Source organism: Pseudomonas sp. NFX15 (assembly GCF_049132105.1).
In the GTDB taxonomy this organism is placed as follows: domain Bacteria; phylum Pseudomonadota; class Gammaproteobacteria; order Pseudomonadales; family Pseudomonadaceae; genus Aquipseudomonas.
Genome location: NZ_JAFMPV010000002.1, coordinates 17,272 through 42,407, shown reverse-complemented (window position 1 = coordinate 42,407; position 25,136 = coordinate 17,272). Strand labels below are relative to the sequence as shown.

The following is a 25,136-nucleotide window of genomic DNA, read 5'->3' as shown; positions in this document are numbered from 1 at the left end:
CCTGCAGGAGCAAGCTTGCTCGCGAAAACGGTGTGTCAGGGGTCGAGCCAGGCACTTTCGTGCGGGCAAAAAAAACGGTGCACCGACCAAGCGCACCGTAAAGCCGTAGAACACACAACGAGGTGTAGGGTGTAGCGATCAGTCCAGCAGCGCCAAGGCCTCGGCGGTGCATTCCTGAATACGGGCCCAGTCGCCGTTCTTGATCCACTCCGGATCGAGCATCCAGCTACCGCCCACGCACATGACGTTTTTCAATGCCATGTAGCTCTTGATATTGGCCGGACCCACGCCGCCGGTTGGGCAGAATTTCACTTCGCCGAACGGGCCGCCCAGGGCCTTGATGGCCGCGACGCCGCCGCTGACTTCCGCCGGAAACAGCTTGAAGCGGCGATAGCCCAGGCCATAGCCTTCCATGATGCCCGAGGCATTGCTGATGCCCGGCAGCAGCGGGATCGAGCTGGCGACGCTGGCTTCAAGCAGGTCACGGGTGATGCCTGGCGTGACGATGAACTGCGAGCCTGCCGCTTCTGCCGCCGCCAGCATCTGGCGATCCAGCACCGTGCCGGCACCGGTCACCAGCTCCGGGCGCTGCTCGCGCAGGATCTGGATAGCCTTGAGGCCGAACTGCGAGCGCAGGGTCACTTCCAGGGCCGTCAGGCCACCGGCCGCGAGGGCGTCGGCCAGCGGCAGGACGTCCTGCTCGCGAACGATGGTGATCACCGGCAGGATCCGCGCCTTGGCGCAGAGGCTGTCGATCAGGGCAACTTTATCCGCCATGGAAACGGTCGGGGATAGGTTTGTCATAGCGGCTGTTCCTTGGCTCATGGGCACCAGTAAATCTCTAACGTAGGTTGCAGAAATGCGCGCACCGGCATGGCGGCGACGTCGTTACCGGCCAGTGCGTTACTCAGGGTGGTCAGCTTGGACTGACCGGAAATCGACAGAATCTTGTGTTTGGCCGACGCCAGCAGCGCCCGGCTCATGGTCAGGCGTTGACGCGGTACAGTCGGCGCCATCATTGGCCAGCAACGACGCACGCCATCGACCTGCAACGCCTCGGCCAAGTTCGGGCTGTTGGGGAACAGCGAAGCCGTGTGGCCGTCGTCGCCCATGCCAAGGATCAGCACGTCGATCGCCGGCAGCTCGGACAGCAAACGGTCGGCCTGCTCGGCAGCGTCTTCCAGATTGGCGCTGGCGCTGTACAGGCTGAGGAACTTCGCCTTGGCCGCCGGGCCTTGCAGCAGGTAACGCTTGAGCAGGCCGGCGTTGCTGTCGGCGTGTTCCACCGGCACCCACCGCTCGTCGGCCAGGCTGACCACCACGCTCGACCAATCCAGCGTCTGCTTGGCCAACTGCTGGAAAAACGCCACCGGGCTGCGGCCACCGGACACCACCAGGGTCGCCGTGCCCTGGGCTGCCATCGCGTCTCGCAATTGCTGGGCCACTGCCAATGCCTGGCCTTCAGCCAATTGCACCGGGTTCTTGAACTCAAGGGCCGTTACACCCTGAGGCAGTTTCAATTTAGATATCGCCATACCACGACCTCCCGTCCCGCGTGATCAGAGCAATGGAGCTCATCGGCCCCCAGGACCCGGCCGCGTACGGCTTGGGCGCATCACCGGATTTTTTCCACCCGGCGATCAACTGGTCACACCACTTCCACGCGGCTTCGATTTCATCTTTACGGACAAACAGGTTCTGATTGCCGCGCATCACTTCCAGCAACAACCGTTCGTAGGCATCGGGAATCCGTGCGCTGCTCCAGGTGTCGGAAAAATTCAGCTGCAACGGACCGCTTCGCAGCTGCATGCCCTTGTCCAGGCCTTGGTCTTTCGTCATCACGCGCAAGGAAATGCCTTCGTCCGGCTGCAGGCGGATAATCAGCTTGTTGCTGATTTGCAAGCGCTGCTCGGGAGCGAAAATGTAATGCGACGGTTCCTTGAAGTGGATGACGATCTGCGACAACTTCTGCGGCATGCGCTTGCCAGTACGCAAGTAGAACGGCACGCCAGCCCAGCGCCAGTTGCGGATGTCGGCACGCAGGGCGACGAAGGTTTCGGTGTCGCTCTGGGTGTTGGAATTGGGTTCTTCCAAGTAGCCCGGCACGGCTTTGCCTTCGCTGTAGCCGGCGATGTACTGGCCGCGCACGACTTGGGTGGTCAGGCCTTCCGGGCTGATCGGCGCCAGGGCCTTGAGCACCTTGACCTTCTCGTCGCGGATGCTGTCGGCGGACAGGTCGGCGGGCGGGTCCATGGCGATCAGGCAAAGCAGTTGCAGCAGGTGGTTCTGGATCATGTCGCGCAACTGACCGGCCTTGTCGAAGTAACCCCAACGGCCTTCGATACCGACCTTCTCGGCCACGGTGATTTCCACGTGGGAAATGTAGTTCTGGTTCCACTGGGTCTCGAACAGGCTGTTGGCGAAACGCAGGGCGATCAGGTTTTGTACCGTCTCTTTGCCCAGGTAGTGGTCGATGCGGTAGGTGCGGTTTTCCGGGAAAAACTGCGCCACGGCGTCGTTCACCTTGCGCGAGGATTCCAGGTCCGAACCGATGGGCTTTTCCAGCACCACGCGGGTATTTTCCGCGAGGCCGACCTTGGCCAGGTTCTCGCAGATCGCCCCGTAGACCGCAGCCGGCGTAGCGAAGTAGGCGATGACCCGTTGCGCCGTACCGGCCGATTCAGCCAGGGCCACGTAATCGTCAGGGTTGAGGAAGTCGACGTGCAGGTAGCTCAGGCGCGCCAGGAAACGCTCGACCACGGCGTCATCGAGCTCTTTGGCACCGACATAGCGGCGCAGCTCGGAGGCGATGAACGTCAGGTGTTCCTGCTCGCTGCCCGGCTCACGGGCCAGCGCGATGATCCGCGTGTCCTCGTGCAAGAGGCCTGCGCCGTCAAGTTGATAGAGGGCAGGAAACAGCTTGCGCAAGGCCAGGTCGCCAAGGGCGCCGAACAAGGCAAAGGTGCACGGTTCAACCGTAATCGAGAGCATGATGTTTGTTCTTTTATCAAGTTAAGCTACAAATACCTTTTTTCAAGGCATCACTCAAGGGAAAATGTAGTAATAACTACAACATTTTCGCAAAATACAGATTCCGAGTGGTGGTCGGTCGGAGCCATCAGTAGGATAGGCCACCGTGACGGGCCTCACCAAAGGCCCTTTTTGCATTAGCCGCGCGCTTATCGGTGCCGGTGAATCAAGGATACTTATATGGACCGCGTGCGAAATTTACTGGAGCAAATCCAGAGTCGCCTTGAAGAGCTGAACAAGGCCGAACGCAAAGTCGCCGAGGTGATCCTGCTCAACCCGCAGCAGGCCACCCGCTTCAGCATCGCCGCCCTCGCCCAGGCGGCCTCGGTCAGTGAACCGACGGTCAACCGTTTCTGCCGCTCGTTCGGCGTCAGTGGCTACCCGGAACTCAAGCTTCAGTTGGCTCAGAGCCTGGCCAGTGGCGCGGCGTATGTCAGCCGCGCGGTCGAAGCCGATGACAATCCCGAGGCATATACCAAGAAGATTTTCGGCAGCGCCATCGCCTCTTTGGACAGCGCCTTGCAGGCGCTTGATCCAAACCTGATCAGCCGTGCCGTCGACTTGCTGATCCAGGCCCGGCAAATCCACTTCTTCGGCCTCGGCGCCTCGGCCCCGGTGGCGCTGGATGCGCAGCACAAGTTCTTCCGCTTCAACCTGGCCGTTACCGCCCATGCCGACGTACTGATGCAGCGGATGATTGCCTCGGTGGCCCACACCGGCGAGCTGTTCGTGATCATTTCCTACACCGGCCGCACCCGCGAACTGGTGGAAGTGGCGCGCATCGCCCGGGAAAACGGCGCTTCGGTACTGGGCCTGACCGCCGAGAACTCGCCGCTGGCCAAGGCCAGCACCCTGAGCCTGAACATTCCGCTGCCAGAAGACACCGACATCTACATGCCGATGACGTCGCGGATCATCCAGTTGACCGTGCTGGACGTACTCGCCACCGGCATGACCTTGCGCCGGGGCGTGGATTTCCAGCCGCATTTACGCAAGATCAAAGAGAGCTTGAATGCGAGCCGGTATCCGGTTGGGGATGAGTTCAACTAGATCTCTATTGCCGGATCCGGCCTCTTCGCTGGCAAGCCGGCTCCTACACGGATTGCATCGGACCTGTAGGAGCTGGCTTGCCAGCGAAAGCGTCATCCGCTACACCTCGCCCCTTCGCTACCCCCCCGCCCGCGCCTGCAAACTCAAATGCGCCCGCTCCCCAGGTGCAAGGCACAAGCTGTCGGTACCACCGCTCGCCGCTTCGACACAGACAAATTCATTCACTTCATTCCAGGTCACGCCCAGCAATGGCCGCGCCCCGGGATGCCACACCACTGTGTCGGCCGTATCCCCGGTATCGATGCATAACGCCCGCTGCCAGGCGTGATCATTGAGCTGTAGTTCGCCTTCATGCTGGAATACCCGCTGACAGCCGCCGTCCACCCGTAGCTCGCCTTCCTGCTGACACACCTGTCGGCTCAACTGGTCGTAACCTTGCGCGCCTTCGAGCCCGGACAGCGCTATCTCGCTGACAGCGCCAATACGCCAGTAAGCGTGCAACGCCTGGCTCAACTGGCACGGCAAATCATCCTGATGCTCGGTGCTCAGGCGCAGTTCCATGCGCTCACCCAGGTGCGCCTGCAGGTCCACTTGCCAGTCGCACAACTTCAATTGCCAGTGCAATCGCACGCCATCGTCATCACTCTCGCTGTCGAGCAACTTCCAGTCGAGCAACCGCGCCCAACCATGGGACGGCCAGGCGTTTTCGCTCGGGTGACGGCCATACCACGGCCAGCACACCGGCACGCCACCGCGAATGGCGCCGACCTGCGGCCACTTCGCCGCGCACCACAGCCAGGGTTTCTGGCCCGTGGGCTGGAAGTGCAACAACTGCGCGCCCTGGCGACTGAACACCGCCTGGCACAACGGATGGTCGATCACCAGCACGTCGCGCATCTGATAGCGCTCCCACGCAAACACCGGACGGCCGCGCAAGGATTTGAAGAAGCGTTGTAGCGGATGCTCAAGCATTGACTACGGTCCTGGAAAACATGGGGGTACTAACAGTCACTGAAATTATCTGTGGTAGGGAGCTTGCTTCCGCTGGGGTGCGAAGCGCCCCCAACAGAAGGCCTGCTGCGCAGTCCAGCGGGAGCAAGCTCCCTTGCCACAAAGGCACTAAACCAAGCCCACTGGATTCACCGCAAAAAAAGAGGTTCTTCACGCAATCCCGGGAAACTGTAGGAGCCGGCTTGCTGGCGATGGACTCAAGTGCGCCGCATTTATCCAGTTCACACGCGTTATCGTTAACGACCTTCGCTGGCAAGCCAGCTCCTACAGAAGATCGCGTCCGAGTCGAAAATGAAGTGATCCACACGCCAGTGAAAGAGACAAAAAAAAGCGGACAGCCTTGGCTGTCCGCAAATATGCGCACATGGAGCGAAGCTTATCGCAGACGCGTTAGAACACCGACTGAATTTTCAGGCCGGCCACCAGCGCGTTGTCGACTTCATCCACGCCACCTGGGTGGGTGATGTATTGCAGGTTAGGACGCACGGTCAGCCAGTTGGTGACGTGGAAACCATAGTTGAGCTCGTAGTTGTATTCGGTCTCACGAATCGGCGAGAACACCGGGTCGTTGTAGTCCGTCACACCGTTGGAAGCGTTGACCAGCTCGGCGTTTTTCTTCACGTCGTCGTTGACATGGATACGGGCGAAACCGATGCCCACGTCATCCTTCGGACGCGCGTCGAACGGGCCCTTGTACACAAACATCAGCGACTGGTAGTTGTCGATGAAGTTGGTGTCCTTGTCGTGGAACGTGGCATTGGCCGCAATGTTCAGGCCGCGCGAAGCGTCACCGTTGTGGCTGGTGAGTTGCTGTTGCGCGACGAACCAGTAGCCGTGCTTGCTATCGTGGACACGATACGGGTTGCCGCTGGTCGCAGCGTTCTGGCCGTTGTCGTCTTCGAGGACGTCGTCGGCTGGCGCGGTGCTTTTGTAGTAACCGACACGGTATTCGCCCGGCAGGGTATTGACCTTCGGCGACCAGACCAACTCGACCGGCAGTACAGTACCGGCAGTGCCGCTACCGCTGAGCTTGAAGCCGTTGCCGTGCTCCAGTTGCGACGGGTTCTGGTTGTACGCACCAATCTGAGCGTAGAGCTCGTCATTGATGTTGTACTTCACGCGGATTGCCGCCTGGCTGACCGGCCAGTTGTACCAGATGTTGGTGGCCCAGTTACCCACTTGGGAGCCACAGAACGCCAGGTTCTGGAATTCGCACGGGAAGGTGTTGAAGTCTTCGCCTTCACCGAAGTAACCGGCCTTGACGTCGAGTTTGTTGTCGAAGAACTGGTGCTGAATCCACAACTGGGTCAGACGGACCATGTGGCCGCGACCGTAGACTTCCTGGGAGGAACTCAAGGTGCCAGCACGCGGGTCGCCGATACGGTCGTTGGAGATGTTCTCGCCGTTACGGTTGGTCAGCTGGATCTTGGCCTGGGTGTTATCCCAACCCAGCAGTTTTTGCAGGTCCAGTGCCGCCCCCAGGCCGAACTGGTCGCTGTAGCGTGCAGTCTTGTCATCATTGAAGCCGCCGTGCAGGTTGCCACCGACTTCACCGACGTAGTCCATCTTGATATCGATACCTTGCTCGATCAGCTTGGTACGCTCGCCGCCCCAGTCGCCCGTCATCCACTTGGAGTCGGAGCTGAACGCTTCTGCGGCCATGGCATTGCCGGCCAGAACCAGTGCTGCCGCTGCTGACACTTGGCAGATCAACCGGGCCTTGTTCTTCATCTTCATCCCTACATCCTCGTTTTATTGTTATTAACTTTTGCTTTCCAACGCGGTTACATCAGTTGCGACGGATACCAATCTATCCGCCGCGTGTCCCCTCTGTGGACCGAGCCTGTGACAGGTCTGAGGGGTACTTCGCCCCCAACGGAGGCAAGCCCCCTCGCCACAAAGGCTCGTTCCTACAGTTTTGTTCTTCAGCGGCCCTTGAATTGGGCGACATTCGCACCGTGCGATTCAGTTTTCAGCACGCTTGCAACACCCAAACGCTCCCCGGTCTTGGCATCGAACAGCAGCACTTTCGACGGATCGAATTGCAGGGTCAGGGTCTCGCCCACGGCCGGAGCAACGTCCGGCGCCAGGCGGCAGCAGACCTTGGTGTCGTTGAGGTTGACGAACACCAGTGTGTCAGGACCGGTTGGCTCGGTGACTTGCACTTCAGCCTTGATGCTCGGCAAACCATTACCCTCGCCGCTCGCCAGCACGATCTGTTCAGGACGCAGGCCGAGGATCACTTCGCGATCCTCAAGACCGGCGTCCTGCATGCTCATCGGCAGCTCGCAACGGGCCTGGCCGCTGTCGAGCAGTGCCAGCAGGCGACCGTCCTTGCGCTGCAAACGCAGCGGGATGAAGTTCATCGGCGGCGAGCCGATGAAGCTCGCCACGAACAGGTTGGCCGGGTCGTTGTAGATCTCTTTCGGCGTGCCGAACTGCTGGATGATCCCGTCCTTCATTACCGCCACCTTGTCGCCCAGGGTCATCGCTTCGATCTGGTCGTGGGTCACGTAGACCGTGGTGGTTTTCAGGCGCTGGTGCATCAGTTTCATTTCAGTGCGCATCTCGACCCGCAGCTTGGCGTCGAGGTTGGACAGCGGTTCGTCGAACAGGTAGATCTTCGGCCGCCGCGCCAGCGCACGGCCCATCGCTACACGCTGTTGCTGGCCACCAGAGAGCTGGCCCGGCTTGCGATTGAGCAAGTGTTCGATTTGCAGCAACTTGGCCACGCGAGCGACTTCCTCGTCGATCGCCGACTGGCTCATCTTGCGGATCTTCAGACCGAATTCGATGTTCTCGCGCACGCTCATGGTCGGGTACAGCGCGTAGGACTGGAACACCATGGCGATGTCACGATCCTTGGGGCTCATGCCGCTGACGTCCTGGTCGCCGATCATGATCGCGCCGCCGGTGATGGTCTCCAGGCCGGCGATGCAGTTCATCAGGGTCGACTTGCCGCAGCCCGAGGGGCCGACGAGGATCAGGAACTCACCGTCCTTGATCGACAGTTCGATGTTCTTCAGGGTGTCCGGCAGGCCGGCACCGTAGGTCTTGTTGACGTTGCGAAGTTCGAGCGTTGCCATGATTACCCCTTGACTGCGCCGGCCGTCAGCCCGCGCACGAAATACTTGCCTGCGACCACATAGACCAGCAGGGTCGGCAGCCCGGCGATCATCGCCGCTGCCATGTCCACGTTGTATTCCTTGGCCCCGGTGCTGGTGTTGACCAGGTTGTTCAGCGCCACCGTGATCGGTTGCGAATCACCGCTGGAGAACACCACGCCGAACAGGAAGTCATTCCAGATCTGGGTGAATTGCCAGATCAGGCAAACCATGATGATCGGGGTCGACATCGGCAGGATGATCCGCCGGAAAATGGTGAAGAAGCCTGCGCCGTCGAGGCGTGCAGCCTTCACCAGTGCATCCGGAATGCTCACGTAGTAGTTACGGAAGAACAGCGTGGTGAACGCCAGGCCGTAGACCACGTGAATGAACACCAGGCCGGTGGTGGTGCTCGCCAGACCCATCTTGCCGAGGGTGAACGAGGCCGGCAGCAGCACGGTCTGGAACGGCAGGAAGCAGCCGAACAGCAGCAGGCCGAAGAACAACTGCGAACCGCGAAAACGCCACATCGACAACACGTAGCCGTTCAATGCACCGATGGCGGTGGAGATCAACACAGCCGGAACGGTGATCTTGATCGAGTTCCAGAAGTAGCCGTCAACGGTGGCCCAGGCCTTGATCCAGCCGATGCCGGTGACCACGGTCGGCCAGCTCAGCAGGTTGCCGGTGCTGATGTCTTCCGGGGTCTTGAAGCTGGTCAACAGCATGACCACCAGCGGGATCAGGTAAAGCAGGACAGCGAGGATCAGCACCGCGTAGATCGCGATGCGGCTCAGGCTGACGGGCGGTTTGGCAGCGAGACTAGTCATGACGCTTGGTCCTCAGCTCGGAGTACAGGTAAGGCACGATGATCGCGAGAATCGCACCGAGCATCAGAATCGCACTGGCCGAGCCCATGCCCATCTGGCCGCGACTGAAGGTGAAGGAGTACATGAACATCGCTGGCAGGTCGGAGGAATAACCCGGGCCACCGGCGGTCATCGCCGCCACCAGGTCGAAGCTCTTGATGGCGATGTGCGCCAGGATCATCACGGCACTGAAGAACACCGGACGCAGGCTTGGCAGCACCACTTTCCAGTAGATCGTCGGCATGCTCGCGCCGTCGATCTGCGCGGCGCGGATGATCGATTGGTCAACGCCACGCAGGCCGGCCAGGAACATCGCCATGATGAAGCCCGAGGCTTGCCACACGGCCGCAATCACCAGGCAATACACCACGCGATCGGGGTCGATCAGCCAGTCCAGGCGGAAGCCTTCCCAGCCCCAGTCGCGCAACAATTTGTCCAGGCCCATGCCCGGGTTGAGCAGCCATTTCCAGGCGGTACCGGTGACGATCATCGAGAGCGCCATCGGGTACAGGTAAATGGTGCGGATAAAACCTTCACGACGGATGCGCTGGTCGAGGAACACTGCCAGCAGTACGCCGAGGACCAGGGTGATGCCGATGAACATGCCGCCGAACAGCGCCAGGTTCTTGCTCGCCACCCACCAGCGGTCGTTGTCGAACAGGCGCGCGTATTGCGCCAAGCCCGCCCACTTGTAATTGGGCAGGAAGGTCGAGGTGGTGAACGACAGAACGAACGTCCACAGGATGTAGCCATAGAAGCCCACCAGAACGATGAACATGCTCGGCGCCAGCACCAGCTTTGGGAGCCAGCGCTGCAATGCATCGAACGGCGAGGCCTTGCTGAACACAGCAACAGAACTCATGGGGAAATCCAGAATAAAGATGACAGGGCATTCCCTTGTAGGAGTGAGCCTGCTCGCGATTGTGGTGTGTCAGTTGATGAATCTGTTACCTGACAAACTGCTATCGCGAGCAGGCTCACTCCTACAGGGGCCAAGGATTACTTGGCCGACTGAATCGCTGCGCCGAGTTTCTTGGCGGCATCGGCCGGGTCGGCTTTTGGGTCGTTGATGTAGTTGGTCACTACGTCAAAGAACGCGCCCTGGACGGCCAGCGTGGTCGCCATGTTGTGCGCCATGCTCGGCTGCAAGCCACCGGATTTGGCGTCTGCCAGGAAGTCCTTGGCCGCAGTCTGGGCGCACGAGTCGAAACCGTACTTGCCCATGTCAGCCAGCATGTCGTTACGCACCGGGATAGAACCCTTGTTGATGCTGAAGACCTTTTGGAAGTTCTCACCCAGCACGACTTTGGCGATGTCCTGCTGACCGGCAGCGGTGCCTTTGTCTTTCTGCTTGAACACCGCCAGCGAGTCGATGTTGTAGGTGAACGCCTTGTCGGTGCCCGGGAACGCTACGCACTCGTAGTCCTTGCCGGCGACTTTCTTGGCAGCGGTCCATTCGGACTTGGCCCAGTCACCCATGATCTGCATGCCGGCCTTGCCATTGATGACCTTGGCCGCTTCCAGGTTCCAGTCCTGACCCTTGCCGTCGGCATCCATGTAGGTCGCGACTTTCTTCAGCTCGGTCAGCGCCTTGACCATTTCCGGGCCGGTCAGCGCGCTGTTGTCCAAGTCAACCAGGGCTTTCTTGTAACCATCGACACCCATGACCGACAGCACCACGGCTTCGAACACGGTGCTGTCCTGCCAAGGCTGGCCACCGTGGGCGAGCGGGATGAAGCCTGCCGCCTTGAGCTTGTCGCCGGCGGCGTAGAATTCTTCGAGGGTGGTCGGGTTCTTGGTGATGCCGGCTTTCTTGAAGACTTCCGGGTTGATCCACAGCCAGTTCACGCGGTGAATGTTCACCGGCACAGCGACGTAGTCACCGTCGTACTTCACGGTATCGGAGACTTTCTTGTCGAGCAGGCTGTCCCACTTCTCTTCTTTGGCAACGTCCTTCAGGACGTCGGTGTCGAGCAGGCCGGTCGACGCCCATTCCTGGATGTCCGGACCCTTGATCTGGGCCACGCCTGGCGGGTTACCGGCTACGGCACGGCTTTTGAGCACGGTCATGGCCGTTGCACCGCCACCACCGGCGACGGCGCCGTCTTTCCAGGTGAAACCGTCCTTTTCAACTTGGGCCTTGAGTACATCAACGGCAGCCTTTTCACCGCCAGACGTCCACCAATGCACAACTTCCACCGAACCTTTGGATTCGGCAGCGCAAACACTGAGCGGCAAGATAGCGAGCGGGAACAGGGAGGCGACAGAAATGACAGTAGCGAGGCGAGAAATCGCATTCATCTGAGATGTACCTTTCTTGTTGTTATGCATGCAAGTCTGGTGCTTGCGCTGCACAGGAGTTTAAACAGGACGTCTCCCCCCGCAGGTAACGAAGGGATGCCCGAATGTCACCACATGGTTACACAGGAGTGCTCTGGAACCGCTGCGCTAGCGCAGTGGCCATACTGGGTGACAAGGGTAGACGAGGAACGAGCACCGCCTGCCAGGCGTGATACAGATCCGGTTTGCCCGGCCAGATATCGGCACTCGGGCGGTTCAGCGGGTCGAGTTCGTGATGCCAGCTGCCGTCTTCGCGGTCAATGAAATGACTGTCACAAAATTCCCAGAACAGTCGGTACCAGTGTTCGTACTGCGCTTCACCGGTTCGCTTGAGCAGCGCACTGGCGGCGGCACTGGCTTCGCAATGGGTCCAGTGCAGGCGATGACGGACCACCGCTTTATTGTCCCAGTCGAGGGTGTAGACAATGCCCGGTGCGCCATCGATGTTCCAACCGTGCAGGCAGTTGTGCTCGAAGAGTTTTTGCGCGTCGGTGACCAGCCAGCCCGGTGTGAGCATCCCGGCCTTCACTCGCGATGCCTCGAGTTGCAACAGCAGCCGCGCCCATTCGAAACCATGGCCCGGCGTGGTGCCGTAGGGGCGAAAGCCGTCCGCCGGATTGTCACGGTTGTAGTCGCGCAGGGGATGCCAGGCGCGGTCGAAATGCTCGATCACCCGGTAGCCGTTGGCAGCGGCATGATGGTGAATCACTCGCTCGACAATGCGCTGCGCACGGCTCAGCCATCGGTTGTCATCGGTGACATCGGCCAGGGCGAGGAAGGCTTCGGTGGCGTGCATGTTGCTGTTGGCGCCCCGGTACGCCTCCTCCTCACTCCAGTCGCGGCTGAAGAACTCGCGCATGGCGCCTTCTTCTTCGCTCCAGAAATACGTATCGATGATGTCGATGGCGTCATCGAGCAAGGCCTGTGCGCCGGGACGCTGCGCCACCACCGCCGAACTCGCGGCCAGCGCGACGAAGGCATGCAGGTAGGCGTTCTTGCCGGTATTGCCGTCGCGGTGTTCGGCGGTCGCGAACCAGCCGCCATGCAGCGCATCGCGCAACGGCCCGCGCAGCGCGGCAATGCCGTGATCGACCAGCTCGACAAACCCCGGCAAGCCCTGGATGTGGGCCATGGCGAAGCTGTGGGTCATGCGGGCGGTGTTCATGGTCTGGGCTTGGGCATCCGCCGGAAGCTGACCTTTTTCATCGAGGTTGCCAAAGCCCTCAGGCAACTTCGACGCTTTGGCAAACGCCAGCAACCGCAAGCCTTCGGCGGCGAGCCATTGCTGATGGGCAGGTGCGTTCAGCCAACTGCTGAAGGCCGGTTGGAAGGTGTCCATGGCGTACCTTTTTTGTTGTTATGACTGCGGGGCAGCATAAACAACGGACGCAGGCGGGCTTGTAACGAAGGGGAGGACTTATGTCACTGGCTTGTGACATTCCCGAAGCAATTGATTTCCTGTGGCGAGGTGTCAGTCCTGCGAGCGGGGTAGTTGCAGGGTCACGCGCAGCCCGCCCTCACGCAGATTCTGCAAGCTGACCTCACCACCGTGACTATGGGCAATGTTGCGGGCAATCCCCAGCCCCAAGCCATAACCCTGCTGCTGCCCGGCCAAACGAAAGTGCGGTTCGAACACCTGCTCCAGCCGCTGTTCCGGCACGCCCGGCCCTTCGTCATCGACATGCAGGATGAATGCACTGTCATCGTCATCGATATGCAGGTGGGCGTTCTGACCGTACTTCAGGGCGTTGTCGATCAGGTTGCCGATGCAGCGCTTGAGCGCCAGCGGCTTGCCGGGATACGCCGCCAGCGCCCGCCCCTGCTGGGTCACGCGACCGTTGCCGTTGGGCGCCAGGTACGGCTCCACCAGGCAATCGAGCACATGATTGAGGTCCACCGGTTCGATGTTCTCGTGAATGTCGGTGTCCTTCACGCATTGCAACGCACCCTTGACCAACAATTCCAGCTCATCCAGGTCGCGGCCGAACTTGGCTTGCAGCGTTTCATCTTCCAGCAACTCGACGCGCAACCGCAGCCGGGTGATCGGCGTGCGCAAGTCATGGGAGATCGCGCTGAACAACTGGCTGCGCTCGGTCAGGTAACGGCTGATGCGCTCGCGCATGGTGTTGAACGCACGCCCCACTTCGACCACTTCGCTGCCGCCGCCTTCGGCCACCGGCTCGACGTCGGCTCCCAGCGACAGATCCCGCGCCGCCCGCGCCAGGCGCTTGAGCGGGCGACTTTGCCAGTGCACCAGCAGGCCAATGAACAACAACAGGAAACCGCTGGTGAGCACGATGAACCACACTTGCTGCGCCGGCAGGCCTTGCTCTTCAAGACTGGTGTAGGGCTCAGGCAACAGCGAGGCGATGTACAGCCATTCGCCCGGCGCCATCTGGATCTGGGTGACCAGCACCGGTGGATTCACCGGCTCAAGTGTCAGTGCGTAATGCGCCCAGGAGCGAGGCAACTCGTCGAGTTTCAGGCCGGCGTTGAAAATCCGCAGGTCTTCGGGGCTGACGAAGGTCACCGAGATATCGGCGTCATGCCCAAGGGATTGGCGCAGCACCTCGTCCACGGCCTTGAGCACGGCCGCTTTGCGCGGGGTGATGGGCAACACTTCCATGCCCAGCGGCTTGTCGTTGAGCGTCACCACGAACCGGGTGCCGCCCATGCTGCGCAACTGATCGAGCACCAAGGGCCGAAACGCCACCGGCAACGAGCGAAAATAACTGACACTGGCGGTCATCGAATGGGCCAGGCTGCGGGCGCTGGTGACCAGGCCTTCAAGCTGCGTGGCCCGCAGTTGCGATACCCAGATCACGCTGGACAGGGTCTGCGCGAACAACACCGCAAGCAGCGTCAGCAGCAACATCCGTCCGAGCAGTGAGTGCGGCATGGGCACCTTGGCCACGAGTTTGCGGATGATCTCAGTGGCCATTGCTGGCAACCACATTGGCTGCCAGTTGATAGCCGCTGCCACGCACGGTGCGTATCAATCGTGGCGGTTTTTCGGTGTCGCGCAGGCGCTGGCGCAAGCGGCTGACCGCCATGTCGACGATGCGGTCGAGAGGCATCAGTTCGCGGCCACGGGTGGCGTTGCCGATGGTGTCGCGGTCGAGGATTTCCTGCGGATGATCGAGGAACAGCTTCAGCAGCGCGAAATCGGCGCCCGACAGAATCACCTCTTCGCCGTCGATGTGGAACAGCCGGTGGCTGACCATGTCCAGGCGCCAGTCATCGAACGCCAGCACCTCACCGCCGTTACGCTCCTGGCCAAATTGCGCGCGGCGCAACAAGGCCTTGATCCGCGCCTGCAACTCCCGTGGGCTGAATGGCTTGCCGAGATAATCGTCAGCACCCAGCTCCAGGCCTATGACGCGGTCGGCTTCGTCGGAACTGGCGGTGAGCATGATGATCGGCACCTGCGCCTGGCGTGGGTGCTGGCGAATCCAACGGCACAGGCTGAAGCCATCCTCGTCGGGCAGCATCACGTCAAGGATCACCAGGTCAGCCGGCGCGTCGTTCAGGGCCTGGCGAAAACCGGCGCCGTCGGGCGTGGTACGCACCTGGAACCCGGCGCGGGTCAGGTAGGTGTCCAGCAACTCGCGTATCTCTTGATCGTCATCGACCAACAAAATCGACTTGTTGACTGAGCTCACGGGGCGGCGTCCTTGATATTGGAATTGGGGCGGATTATGCCTGATGAACCTTGGTAATTTGTTGCCTGTACTGGCCTCTTCGCTGGCAAGCCAGCTCCTACAGGGTTATGTGCACATTCCGGGAATGCCGGTGATCCTGTAGGAGCTGGCTTGCCAGCGATGAAGGCGACTCGGTCTCAAGCCTGTTCGAGCGCTACTCCTGCTCCAACAAGACCGGAATACGGCGCCGTCACCAGCCACACCGGAATCCCCTTGAAGTAATCGCTCATGCAACCCTTGTCGGCGAAGCACCTGGCGAAACCGCTCTCAAGGAAGAAATCGGCAAAGCGTGGGATTACACCGCCGACGATGTACACGCCACCGCGCCCACCGGTGGTCAGCACGTTGTTGCCCGCCACACGACCGAGCCAGCAGCAGAACTGCTCCAGCACTTCCACGGCAATCGGGTCGCCTGCCAGCCCGGCGGCGGTGATGGCTTCCGGGGTGTCGAGCACTGGCGTATGCCCGTCCACCGCACAGATCGCCCGATACACGCGCGGCAAACCGCCACCGCTCAATGCGGTTTCAGCACTGACGTGACCGATTTCATTGGAGATGTGCTGCCACAATTGGGTTTCACGCGGGCTGCTCAAAGGCAGGTCGACATGACCGCCCTCCCCCGGCAACGCGGCAAAACGGCCCTCGCCCAGATCAAGCAAGGTGCCGACGCCCAGGCCCGTGCCCGGGCCAATTACCACTGCCGGGCGCAACGGCTCCGGCGTGCCGTCGCAGACCACGCGGAATTCGCCCGGCTGCAAACGGGTCATGCCCAGGGCCATGGCCGAAAAGTCGTTGACCAACAGCAACTGCTCGACCTGCAACGCCCGGCAAAAGCCTTTGCGGCTCAGGCGCCAGTGGTTGTTGGTGAACTTGAATTCGTCGCCGCTCACCGGGCCGGCCACCGACAGGCACACCGAGCCGATTGAACCCGGCGCGAGGCCGAGCCCGTTCAGGTACAGACTGATGGCTTCTTCCGGGCTGGCGTGATCCGCCGTTGCCAGCACCTGGACCGATTCCAGTTGCTGGTTTTTCCACAACGCGAAACGTGCGTTGGTCCCACCGATGTCACCGACCAAAGCCAGTTTCAATTAAGCGTCTCCAGGGCAGAAGTGAAGGCGCTGGCGCCCTGCTCCGCCGAGCTGAAGGCCATGCGCATGAAACCAAACAGTTCGCGACCGGTGCCGATGTTGTTGCCCAACAAACCCTTGGCCGGCGTGCGCGCTGCGAATTCTTCGGCGTCCACCTTAAGTTCCAGGGTGCCTGTGACGCCATCGACGCGGATGATATCGCCCTCTTGCACCCGCGCCAAAGCGCCACCGACATAGGCTTCGGGGCTGACATGTATCGCCGCCGGGATTTTCCCCGACGCGCCGGACATGCGCCCGTCGGTCACCAGTGCCACTTTAAAGCCGCGATCCTGCAACACGCCGAGGAACGGCGTCATCTTGTGCAACTCCGGCATGCCGTTGGAGCGCGGGCCCTGGAAGCGCATCACCGCGACGAAATCTTTCTCCAGCAGACCGGCCTTGAACGCATCGGCCAGGTCCTGCTGATCCTGGAACACCATGGCGGGTGCTTCGACGATCTGGTTTTCCAGCGCGACGGCGGAGACTTTCATTACCCCGCGACCGAGGTTGCCTTCCATCACCCGCAGGCCACCTTCGGCCGAGAATGCACGGGCAACCGGGCGCAGGATGCTTTCATCGAGGCTGTCGGTCACGCCCTCACGCCACACCAATTGGCCGTTATCGAGGAACGGTTCCTGGGTGTAGCGGCTCAAGCCGTGGCCCATCACAGTGTTGACGTTCTCGTGGAGCAGCCCGGCTTCCAGCAGTTCGCGGATCAGGAACGACATGCCACCCGCCGCCTGAAAGTGGTTAATGTCGGCCTTGCCGTTCGGGTAGACGTGGCTCAGGGTCGGCACCACTTCCGAGAGGTCCGCCATGTCCTGCCAGGTCAATTGAATGCCCGCCGACATGGCGATGGCCGGCATGTGCAAGGTGTGATTAGTCGAGCCGCCGGTGGCGTTCAGCGCGACAATCGAGTTGACCAGCGAACGCTCGTCGACGATTTCGCCGATCGGCATGAAGTGGCTGTTCTGCTTGGTCAGGCGGGTGACCTGATGCGCGGCTTCACGGGTCAGGGCTTCACGCAACGGCGTGTTTGGGTTGACGAAAGACGCGCCCGGCAAGTGCAGGCCCATGACTTCCATCAGCAACTGGTTGGTGTTGGCGGTGCCGTAGAAAGTACAGGTGCCGGGGCTGTGGTAGGAATTCATTTCCGACTCCAGCAGCTCCTCGCGGGTCGCCTTGCCTTCGGCATAGCGTTGGCGCACGTCGGCTTTCTGCTTGTTGGAAATGCCCGAGACCATCGGCCCGCCCGGCACGAAAATCATCGGCAGGTGACCGAAGCGCAGCGCGCCCATCATCAGGCCCGGCACGATCTTGTCGCAGATGCCGAGCATCAACGCGCCGTCGAACATGTTGTGGGACAGCGCCACGGCCGTGGACAGCGCGATCACTTCGCGGCTCGGCAGGCTCAGCTCCATGCCCGGCTCGCCCTGGGTCACGCCATCGCACATGGCCGGGGTGCCACCGGCGAACTGGCCGACGGAACCGATTTCGCGCAGGGCCTTCTTGATCTGTTCGGGGAAGACTTCGTATGGCTGGTGCGCCGAGAGCATGTCGTTATAGGACGAAACAATCGCGATGTTCGCGGCGTTCATCATCCGCAGGCTGTGCTTGTCGTCGCTGCCGCAACCGGCTACGCCATGGGCGAAGTTGGCGCATTGCAGCTTACCGCGCATCGGACCGTCGCTGGCCGCACCGCGAATCAATGCAAGGTAGGCCTCACGCGTGGCGCGGCTGCGGGCGATAAGCCGTTCAGTGACCTCAAGGACGCGGGGATGCATGTGTAGAACTCCAGGCTAACGGATGTGGCGACCTGATTGTCTATGCTGATCGAAGGCCGGTGTCGATGGGATGACAGACGGTTTTCTTGATCGGTTGGACCAGTTGATTCAGGTCACTCGTTGTAGATTGAACAAAATATTGCCATCAAAAAGGCTTGTTTTCTATTTTTTTGCGAATAATCTTGTAATTCCAACAACAAAACGACGGTAGCGCAGATAAATGACTCTTCGAATCGCAATCAATGGTTTTGGCCGCATCGGCCGTAACGTCCTGCGCGCACTCTATACCCAGGGCTACCGTCAGGATCTGCAGATTGTCGCCATCAACGATTTGGGCGACAGCGCGATCAATGCTCATCTGCTCAAGTACGACACCGTTCACGGCACGTTCGACGCCGATGTACAGCACGACCAGGAAAGCCTGACCGTCAACGGCGATCGTATTTCGGTCAGCGCGATTCGCAACCCGGTCGACCTGCCTTGGGCCGCGGAAAAAATTGATGTGGTGTTCGAATGCACCGGTCTGTTCACCGACCGGGCCAAAGCCGCCGCGCATATTACGGCCGGCGCACGCAAAGTGATCATCTCGGCCCCGGCCAAAGGCGCCGATGCCACCGTCGTTTATGGGGTTAACCACGATATTCTGCGCCAGTCGCACCAGATCATCTCCAACGCGTCATGCACCACCAACTGCCTGGCCCCGGTGGCCCAGGTGCTGCACCGCGAGTTGGGCATCGAAAGCGGCCTGATGACCACCATTCACGCCTACACCAACGACCAGAACCTGACCGACGTCTACCACACCGACCCGTACCGCGCCCGCTCGGCCACGCAGAACATGATCCCGAGCAAGACCGGCGCCGCCGAAGCCGTCGGCCTGGTGCTGCCGGAACTGGCAGGCAAGTTGACCGGCATGGCGGTGCGCGTGCCGGTGATCAACGTGTCGCTGGTGGACCTGACCGTACAGCTCAAACGCGAAGCGTCGGCCGATGAAGTCAACGCGCTGATGAAAGAAGCCAGCCAGCATTCGAAAATCCTGGGGTACAACACCCTGCCGCTGGTCTCCAGCGACTTCAACCACAATCCGCTGTCGTCGATCTTCGATGCCAACCACACCAAGTCCAGCGGCAAGTTGCTCAAGGTATTGGCGTGGTATGACAACGAGTGGGGTTTCTCCAACCGCATGCTCGATAACTGCCTGGCGCTGTGCAACGCCGAATAATCCCTATTCTGTAGTGGCTGGCTTGCCAGCGAAGGCGCCCTCGAAAACGCATTCGCTGGCAAGCCAGCTCTTTCAGTTTTTTGCGCTTTACACTGTGCTGACAATTCAAGACTTGACCACTCGCACGGATGATAAGCATTATCATTCGCTCGAAATGGATCAGGTTCTCCCGTGAGTCAGTCGCGCTTCAATGATGTTTTCCTCACCCAGCGCACGTCCCTGCTGCGCACGCTGGAACGGATGGTCAACAACCACAGCACCGCCGAAGACCTGTTGCAGGAAACCTACCTGCGGGTGACCCGTGCGCTGAGCGAACGGGCCATCGACCATCTCGAACCCTTTGTCTTCCAGACGGCGCGCAACCTGGCGCTCGACCATTTGCGCGCGCGGCGCATCCACTCGCGCACTATGGTCGACGACGTACCGCAGGAAGTGGTGCACAGCATCGCCGCCCCCACCAGCAGCGCCGAAGACGCCGCCCACGCCGAACAATTGCTGGAGCGCCTGAACGTGAGCCTCAGTGAACTCAGCGACCGCCAGCAGCGGATTTTCATCCTCAGCCGCCTGCACGGACACAGCTACCAGGAAATCGCCGACGAGTTGAACGTGTCCCTCAGCACCGTGCAGAAAGAATTGAAACTGATCATGTCGATCTGCATCGGCGTCGCCGATCGCTTGAACGCCAACTGAGCTTCAACCCTTACACCTGCCAGCAGCGACTGCACCGATCCGCGGGCTTTGCTACCCTTGGCCGACTTTTACGCTTCACCAAAAAAACAGCCGTGCACAGACACTGCCGAGGAAACACCGTGACGGACAATCACCGCTCCCCTGAGCCCTCACCGGCGCAAGCCGCCGCTAGCGCGATGGACCAGGCCCTGGACTGGCTGATCGTGCTCGGCAGTCACGACGAGGAGCAGAGCCGCCAGTTCCAGGCCTGGCTCGACACCGACCCGTTGAACGCCCAGGCATTCGCCAAGGCCCAGGCGATCTGGGATGGCCCACAAGTGGCGCAATGCGCGCAAAGCCTGGCGGCCCGCCCGGCGAAAGTCACGATCCTCGCCCGGCTGCGTCCGCACTGGAAACCATTGGCCACCGCCGCCGTGCTAATCCTCGGCCTGTTCAACTTCAGCAATTTGCCGATGCGCCTGCAGGCCGATCACCTGACCGTGGTCGGCGAGCGTCAGCGCCTGCAACTGGAGGACGGCTCCAGGGTCCTGCTCAATACCAATTCGGCGTTTTCCAGCACCATCAACGATCAACAACGGGTGGCGCGCCTGTACCAGGGCGAAGCTTTTTTTGAGGTCCAGGCCAACCGCGGCCAGCCGCTGGAAATCGACGCCGGCCCGGTCACAGCCAGCGTGCGCGATACCGCGTTTGCCGTGCGTTACCTCGATGGCGTGGCGCAGGTTCGGGTGCAGCGTGGGGATGTCGACCTGCGGGCTACCCGCGATGATGCACGGGTGCGCTTGTCCGCCGGGGAAAGTATTCGCATCGGCCCCAACGGTTTCGACCGCCCGGCCAAGCTGGATGCCGCCACCGACCTGGCATGGGTCCAGGGTCGACTGGTGTTTGAAAACTGCCCGCTGAACCAGGTGCTGGCAGAACTTCGCCGTTATTACCCGGGCTGGATCATCAATAACAACGAACAGTTGGCCGATGTCACTGTCACCGGCAACTATCGCCTCGATCAGCCGCTGGACGTGGTTCGCTCGCTAGCCCACATCACCTCGGCCAGACTCCGGGAATTCCCGGCGCTGGTGATCCTGAACTAAATGAGAATTATTTTTACTCGATAGCCAAACTCCGTACGTCTCGTTATAGCCAATGCAATTGATTCGCATCTCACCTTGCCAATCAGCACCTATAAAGATTCGTGCGACACGGAGCGCTATCGATGTCCTCTCGCCTTACCCGCCAAGCTTCTTCCCCTTCCCGCGTGCTGTCACTGCTGACAGCCGCCATCCTGACCGCCGGCAGTGCACCGCTGATGGCCGCCACTGCCACCGAGCAGCAGACCCGCAAAATGGGCGACTACGCGTTCGCCATTCCCCAGCAATCCCTGGTGTCGGCACTCAATGCCTTCAGCGCCGTGACGGGCTGGCAGGTCGGCGTATCGTCGCAGCTGGCGCAAGGTGTTGCTTCGCCGGGCGTTCGTGGTTCGCTGTCGCCGGAGAAAGCCCTGGATCGCCTGTTGGTGGGGACCAACCTGAGCTACCGCAAACTGGGCAACAACAACATCGTGCTGGAAAAGCGCAGTGCCGGCAGCGCGCTCAATCTGGATCAGGTGACCATCAGCGCCACCCGCAATGAGCAGAGTGTCAGCAGCGTGCCGAGTACGGTTTCGGTCTATACGCGTGAAGACATGGACCGCAACAACGTCAACACCATCAAGGAACTGGTGCGCTACGAACCCGGTGTTTCGGTAGGCGGCGCCGGCCAGCGCGCCGGTATCACCGGCTACAACATTCGCGGTATCGACGGCGACCGCGTGCTGACCCAGGTCGATGGCGTGCAGATACCCGACGGGTTCTTCAACGGCCCGTACGCCCAGACCAACCGCAACTATGTCGACCCGGAAATCGTCAAGCGCGTGGAAATCCTCCGCGGCCCGGCTTCTGTGCTGTACGGCAGCAACGCCATTGGCGGCGCGGTCAGCTACTTCACGCTGGACGCAGACGACATCATCAAGCCCGGTAAGGATGTTGGCGCACGCCTGAAGACCGGCTACAGCTCCGCCGACGAAAGCTGGCTGACGTCCGGCACCGTGGCCGGTCGCACCGGCGAGTTCGATGGCTTGTTGCACTTCAGCCAGCGCAACGGCCATGAAACAGACGCCTACGGCGAAACCGGCGGTACCGGTTTGAACCGCACCGAGGCCAACCCCGAGGACGTTCGCACCACCAGCGTGCTGGCGAAACTGGGCTGGGATTACGCCGACGACGCGCGCCTGGGGCTGACCTACGAGCATTACAAGGATGACAGCGACACCAATCAACTGAGCGCGGTGGGTGGCCCGTTCAATGCCGGGCGCGGTTTCGGCTTCTACAAGTCCCGCACCGGTAACGACACCATCACCCGTGAACGCTTTGGCCTGGAACACAATTTCGGCCTGGACAGCGCACTGGCCGACAACATCAAGTGGTCGCTGAACTATCAGATCGCCAAGACCGACCAGAGCACCGAGGAAATCTACGCGCCGTCGCGGACCGTGCTGCGTAACCGCGACACCCACTACAAGGATCGCCAATGGGTGTTCGACGCCCAGGCTGACAAGTCGTTTGCCATCGCCGACACCGATCACCTCGTCACCTATGGCACCACCATCAAACAGGACAAAATCACCGGCCTGCGCACCGGTACCGGCACTTGCTTGACCGTGGCCGGCGCCTGCCGTGTGATTGGCGCCCCGAGCGCTACTGACACACTGACACCCGCCAGTGACTTCCCGGACCCGACCGTCAACAGCTATGCCCTGTTCGCCCAGGACCAGATCAGTTGGGGCAATTGGACCTTCCTGCCCGGCGCTCGCTACGACTACACCCAGCTCAAGCCGCACATCACCGAAGAATTCCTGGCCACCGCCGACCAGAGTCGCAACGGCACGGTAAGCGACGAGACCAAGACCTGGCATCGCCTGTCGCCGAAGTTCGGCACCACTTACCGCTTCGATGACCACTACACCTGGTATGGCCAATACGCCGAAGGCTTCCGCACGCCGACCGCCAAGGCGTTGTACGGACGCTTCGAAAACATTGCCGGCGGCTATCAGGTCGCGCCCAATCCGGACCTCGAACCGGAAAAGAGCAAAAGCTACGAGACCGGTTTGCGTGGCAACTTCGAGCAGGGTTCGTTTGACGTCGCCGTGTTCTACAACAAGTACCGCGATTTCATCGACGAGAACGCCATCACCCCGGGCTACACCGAGACCACGTTCCAGAGCAACAACATCAAGCACGCCACCATCAAGGGCGCCGAGGTCAAGGGTCGCCTCAACCTCGATGCCTTCGGTGCGCCGCAAGGCCTCTACACCCAGGGTTCGGTGGCGTATGCCTACGGCCGCAACGACGACAGCGGCGAGCCGCTCAATACCGTCAACCCGCTGACCGGCGTGTTCGGCCTCGGTTACGACCAGGACAACTACGGTGGTTTGCTGAGCTGGACGCTGGTGAAGAAAAAGGATCGCGTCGACAGCACCAGCTTCAAAACCCCGGACGGCACCAGCACCCAGTTCAAGACCCCAGGTTTCGGCATTCTCGACCTGAGCGCGTTCTACAAAGTGACCGACGACGTGACCGTCAGCGGCGGCGTCTACAACCTCACCGACAAGAAGTACTGGCTGTGGGATGACGTGCGCGGCTACGACAGCGTCGGCGAAGCCTCGGTCACCCAGCCGGCCAACCTCGATCGCCTGACCCAGCCGGGTCGCAACTTCGCGGTCAACCTGATCTGGGACATCTGATCCGGACATCCTCGGCGAGCCGTTGTGAAACTGCTCGCCAAGGATTTTTTACTGTCAGGCGTCGGCTGATTCGTCTCGTTAGCAAGCGCCTCTACTTCCCCAAGGATTTGCCATGAATACCCAGGACACCGCTCAACGCCCCCACCTGCGTTCGCAACGTTTGAACCAGATCACCCACGAGCCGCACAGCAAACTCGATGCACGGGTCAAAGCGCACGCACCGTTCGAAACCCAGGCCAATTTCGCTCGTTTCGTGGTCGCGCAGTACCTGTTCCAGTCCGAACTGGTCTCGCTGTACAACGATGCCGAACTGACGGCCATCGTCGCGGATCTGCCAGAGCGTTGCCGTGCCGAGGCGGCCAAGGCCGATCTCGCGGACCTGGACACCGACGTACCGCCACCCGTTGCCGGTGCACTGAAGCACCCGACCAAGGCCGAAGCCCTGGGCTGGATCTTCGTCTCCGAAGGCTCGAAGCTCGGCGCTGCATTCCTGATCAAACGCGCTGTCGGCCTGGGCCTGAGCGAAACCTTCGGCGCCCGCCACCTCGGCGAACCGGCCGGCGGCCGCGCTGAAGGCTGGAAGCGCTTCGTCAAATCCCTGGACGGCCTGGCATTCAGCGACCAGGAAGAAGCCGACGTGGAGAAAGGCGCGATTGACGCGTTCAACCGCTTTACCGTGCTGCTGGAGCAGGCTTATTTGACAACTGCTGAACCGGCCTGAGCCACCTGATCCCTGTGGGAGCGGGCTTGCCCGCGATGGCGGCTTCGCATCCAATAGAGATGTTGAATTGAACATTGCTATCGCGAGCAAGCTTGCTTCTACAAGGGACCGAGCAACCTCGCTAGTTCCCGATCAAGCCAGAACGTCTTCCTCCCGAGCCCATGCCCACCTCCTCAAAACTCTTGCGCTTCCTCTTCGGCCTGCTGGCCTACGTCAGCCTGGGCATCGGCCTGATCGCGATTGTCATACCTGGCTTGCCCACCACCGAGTTCATCCTGCTGGCCGCCTGGGCCGCGACCAAAAGCTCACCGCGCCTGAGTGCCTGGCTGGAAAACCACCGGTTGTTCGGCCCGATCCTGCAGAACTGGCGCAACGGCAAGATCATCGCGCGCCGGGCAAAAGTCAGCGCCACCGTCAGCATGCTTTTTTGTGCCGGTCTGATGCTGGTGATGCTCGATCACGGCTGGCCGATCTATCTGGCAATTGCTGGCATGGGGCTGGGCAACCTGTGGATCTGGTCGCGTCCGGAATCCATGCCAGAACCCTCCTGAACAATTCCGCCATTTTTTCTCGTTTTAAAATGCTTTTCGGCACATTTTTCTGCGCAAACGTTCAACCACTACCGTTCGTCGGGTTGCCCCTCATGTAACCTCGTCGCCACGCCGATGTGCATAGATCGGCGCTAAATGGATTTAGCGAGTGCGCCCCGGCGGCC

At 60.9% G+C, this 25,136-nt stretch carries 21 protein-coding genes; 7 read left to right on the top strand and 14 right to left on the bottom strand.

Going from position 1 to position 25,136, the window contains the following annotated elements:
* Window positions 1-138: 138 nt before the first annotated feature.
* From J1D76_RS02285 to zwf, 3 genes are read right to left on the bottom strand one after another with little or no spacing between them, the layout of a single operon-like run.
* Complete coding sequence (locus J1D76_RS02285; RefSeq protein ID WP_421136835.1) at window positions 139-804, bottom strand: bifunctional 4-hydroxy-2-oxoglutarate aldolase/2-dehydro-3-deoxy-phosphogluconate aldolase; 666 nt, start codon at window positions 802-804, stop codon at window positions 139-141.
* A gap of 17 nt (window positions 805-821) precedes the next feature.
* Entirely contained in the window at window positions 822-1,535 is a 714-nt protein-coding gene (gene pgl / locus J1D76_RS02280; RefSeq protein ID WP_421136834.1) for a 6-phosphogluconolactonase, read from the bottom strand.
* A complete protein-coding gene (gene zwf, locus J1D76_RS02275; protein WP_421136833.1) occupies window positions 1,522-2,991 on the bottom strand; it encodes a glucose-6-phosphate dehydrogenase in 1,470 nt (489 codons plus the stop codon). Before zwf ends, pgl begins: the two co-directional genes overlap by 14 nt.
* Window positions 2,992-3,219: 228 nt before the next feature.
* On the opposite strand from zwf, the gene J1D76_RS02270 reads away from it, so the two are divergent.
* Window positions 3,220-4,080 (top strand): MurR/RpiR family transcriptional regulator, encoded by an 861-nt coding sequence (locus J1D76_RS02270; protein ID WP_173668879.1) that lies wholly within the window; start codon window positions 3,220-3,222, stop codon window positions 4,078-4,080.
* A gap of 117 nt (window positions 4,081-4,197) precedes the next feature.
* On the opposite strand, the gene J1D76_RS02265 is transcribed toward J1D76_RS02270, so the two are convergent.
* The 11 genes from J1D76_RS02265 to edd form a co-directional block, all read right to left on the bottom strand.
* A complete protein-coding gene (locus J1D76_RS02265) occupies window positions 4,198-5,052 on the bottom strand; it encodes a D-hexose-6-phosphate mutarotase (protein WP_421136832.1) in 855 nt (284 codons plus the stop codon).
* A 429-nt stretch (window positions 5,053-5,481) separates the two neighbouring features.
* Complete coding sequence (locus J1D76_RS02260; RefSeq protein WP_421136831.1) at window positions 5,482-6,828, bottom strand: carbohydrate porin; 1,347 nt, start codon at window positions 6,826-6,828, stop codon at window positions 5,482-5,484.
* 188 nt (window positions 6,829-7,016) lie between these two features.
* A complete protein-coding gene (locus tag J1D76_RS02255) occupies window positions 7,017-8,177 on the bottom strand; it encodes an ABC transporter ATP-binding protein (RefSeq protein ID WP_421136830.1) in 1,161 nt (386 codons plus the stop codon).
* 2 nt (window positions 8,178-8,179) lie between these two features.
* Entirely contained in the window at window positions 8,180-9,025 is an 846-nt protein-coding gene (locus J1D76_RS02250) for a carbohydrate ABC transporter permease (protein WP_421136829.1), read from the bottom strand.
* Window positions 9,018-9,926 (bottom strand): carbohydrate ABC transporter permease, encoded by a 909-nt coding sequence (locus J1D76_RS02245; RefSeq protein ID WP_421136828.1) that lies wholly within the window; start codon window positions 9,924-9,926, stop codon window positions 9,018-9,020. The genes J1D76_RS02250 and J1D76_RS02245 overlap by 8 nt, the downstream gene beginning before the upstream one ends.
* Window positions 9,927-10,063: 137 nt before the next feature.
* On the bottom strand, window positions 10,064-11,365 hold the full coding sequence (locus J1D76_RS02240; protein ID WP_421136827.1) for an ABC transporter substrate-binding protein: 1,302 nt from the start codon (window positions 11,363-11,365) through the stop codon (window positions 10,064-10,066).
* Window positions 11,366-11,483: 118 nt separating this feature from the next.
* Window positions 11,484-12,743, bottom strand: coding sequence for an AGE family epimerase/isomerase (locus tag J1D76_RS02235; RefSeq protein ID WP_421136826.1), 1,260 nt, complete (start codon window positions 12,741-12,743; stop codon window positions 11,484-11,486).
* Between the two features lie 132 nt (window positions 12,744-12,875).
* The gene (locus J1D76_RS02230) at window positions 12,876-14,345 is read right to left on the bottom strand and encodes an ATP-binding protein (protein WP_421136825.1); all 1,470 of its coding nucleotides are present in this window, start codon (window positions 14,343-14,345) and stop codon (window positions 12,876-12,878) included.
* Entirely contained in the window at window positions 14,335-15,066 is a 732-nt protein-coding gene (locus J1D76_RS02225) for a response regulator (protein ID WP_421136824.1), read from the bottom strand. Before J1D76_RS02225 ends, J1D76_RS02230 begins: the two co-directional genes overlap by 11 nt.
* A gap of 176 nt (window positions 15,067-15,242) precedes the next feature.
* The gene (locus tag J1D76_RS02220; protein WP_421136823.1) at window positions 15,243-16,193 is read right to left on the bottom strand and encodes a glucokinase; all 951 of its coding nucleotides are present in this window, start codon (window positions 16,191-16,193) and stop codon (window positions 15,243-15,245) included.
* A complete protein-coding gene (gene edd, locus J1D76_RS02215) occupies window positions 16,190-18,016 on the bottom strand; it encodes a phosphogluconate dehydratase (RefSeq protein WP_421136822.1) in 1,827 nt (608 codons plus the stop codon). The genes J1D76_RS02220 and edd overlap by 4 nt, the downstream gene beginning before the upstream one ends.
* 220 nt (window positions 18,017-18,236) lie before the next feature.
* On the opposite strand from edd, the gene gap reads away from it, so the two are divergent.
* The 6 genes from gap (at window position 18,237) to J1D76_RS02185 (ending at window position 24,972) form a co-directional block, all read left to right on the top strand.
* On the top strand, window positions 18,237-19,238 hold the full coding sequence (gene gap, locus J1D76_RS02210; RefSeq protein WP_421136821.1) for a type I glyceraldehyde-3-phosphate dehydrogenase: 1,002 nt from the start codon (window positions 18,237-18,239) through the stop codon (window positions 19,236-19,238).
* 171 nt (window positions 19,239-19,409) lie between these two features.
* Window positions 19,410-19,928, top strand: a complete 519-nt coding sequence (locus J1D76_RS02205) for an RNA polymerase sigma factor (RefSeq protein WP_421136820.1) — start codon at window positions 19,410-19,412, stop codon at window positions 19,926-19,928.
* 119 nt (window positions 19,929-20,047) lie between these two features.
* Window positions 20,048-21,013, top strand: coding sequence for a FecR family protein (locus tag J1D76_RS02200; protein ID WP_421136819.1), 966 nt, complete (start codon window positions 20,048-20,050; stop codon window positions 21,011-21,013).
* Between the two features lie 122 nt (window positions 21,014-21,135).
* A complete protein-coding gene (locus J1D76_RS02195) occupies window positions 21,136-23,700 on the top strand; it encodes a TonB-dependent receptor (protein WP_421136818.1) in 2,565 nt (854 codons plus the stop codon).
* A gap of 112 nt (window positions 23,701-23,812) precedes the next feature.
* Window positions 23,813-24,421, top strand: a complete 609-nt coding sequence (locus tag J1D76_RS02190) for a biliverdin-producing heme oxygenase (protein WP_421136817.1) — start codon at window positions 23,813-23,815, stop codon at window positions 24,419-24,421.
* Window positions 24,422-24,582: 161 nt separating this feature from the next.
* On the top strand, window positions 24,583-24,972 hold the full coding sequence (locus J1D76_RS02185; RefSeq protein ID WP_421136816.1) for a YbaN family protein: 390 nt from the start codon (window positions 24,583-24,585) through the stop codon (window positions 24,970-24,972).
* Window positions 24,973-25,136: the final 164 nt, after the last annotated feature.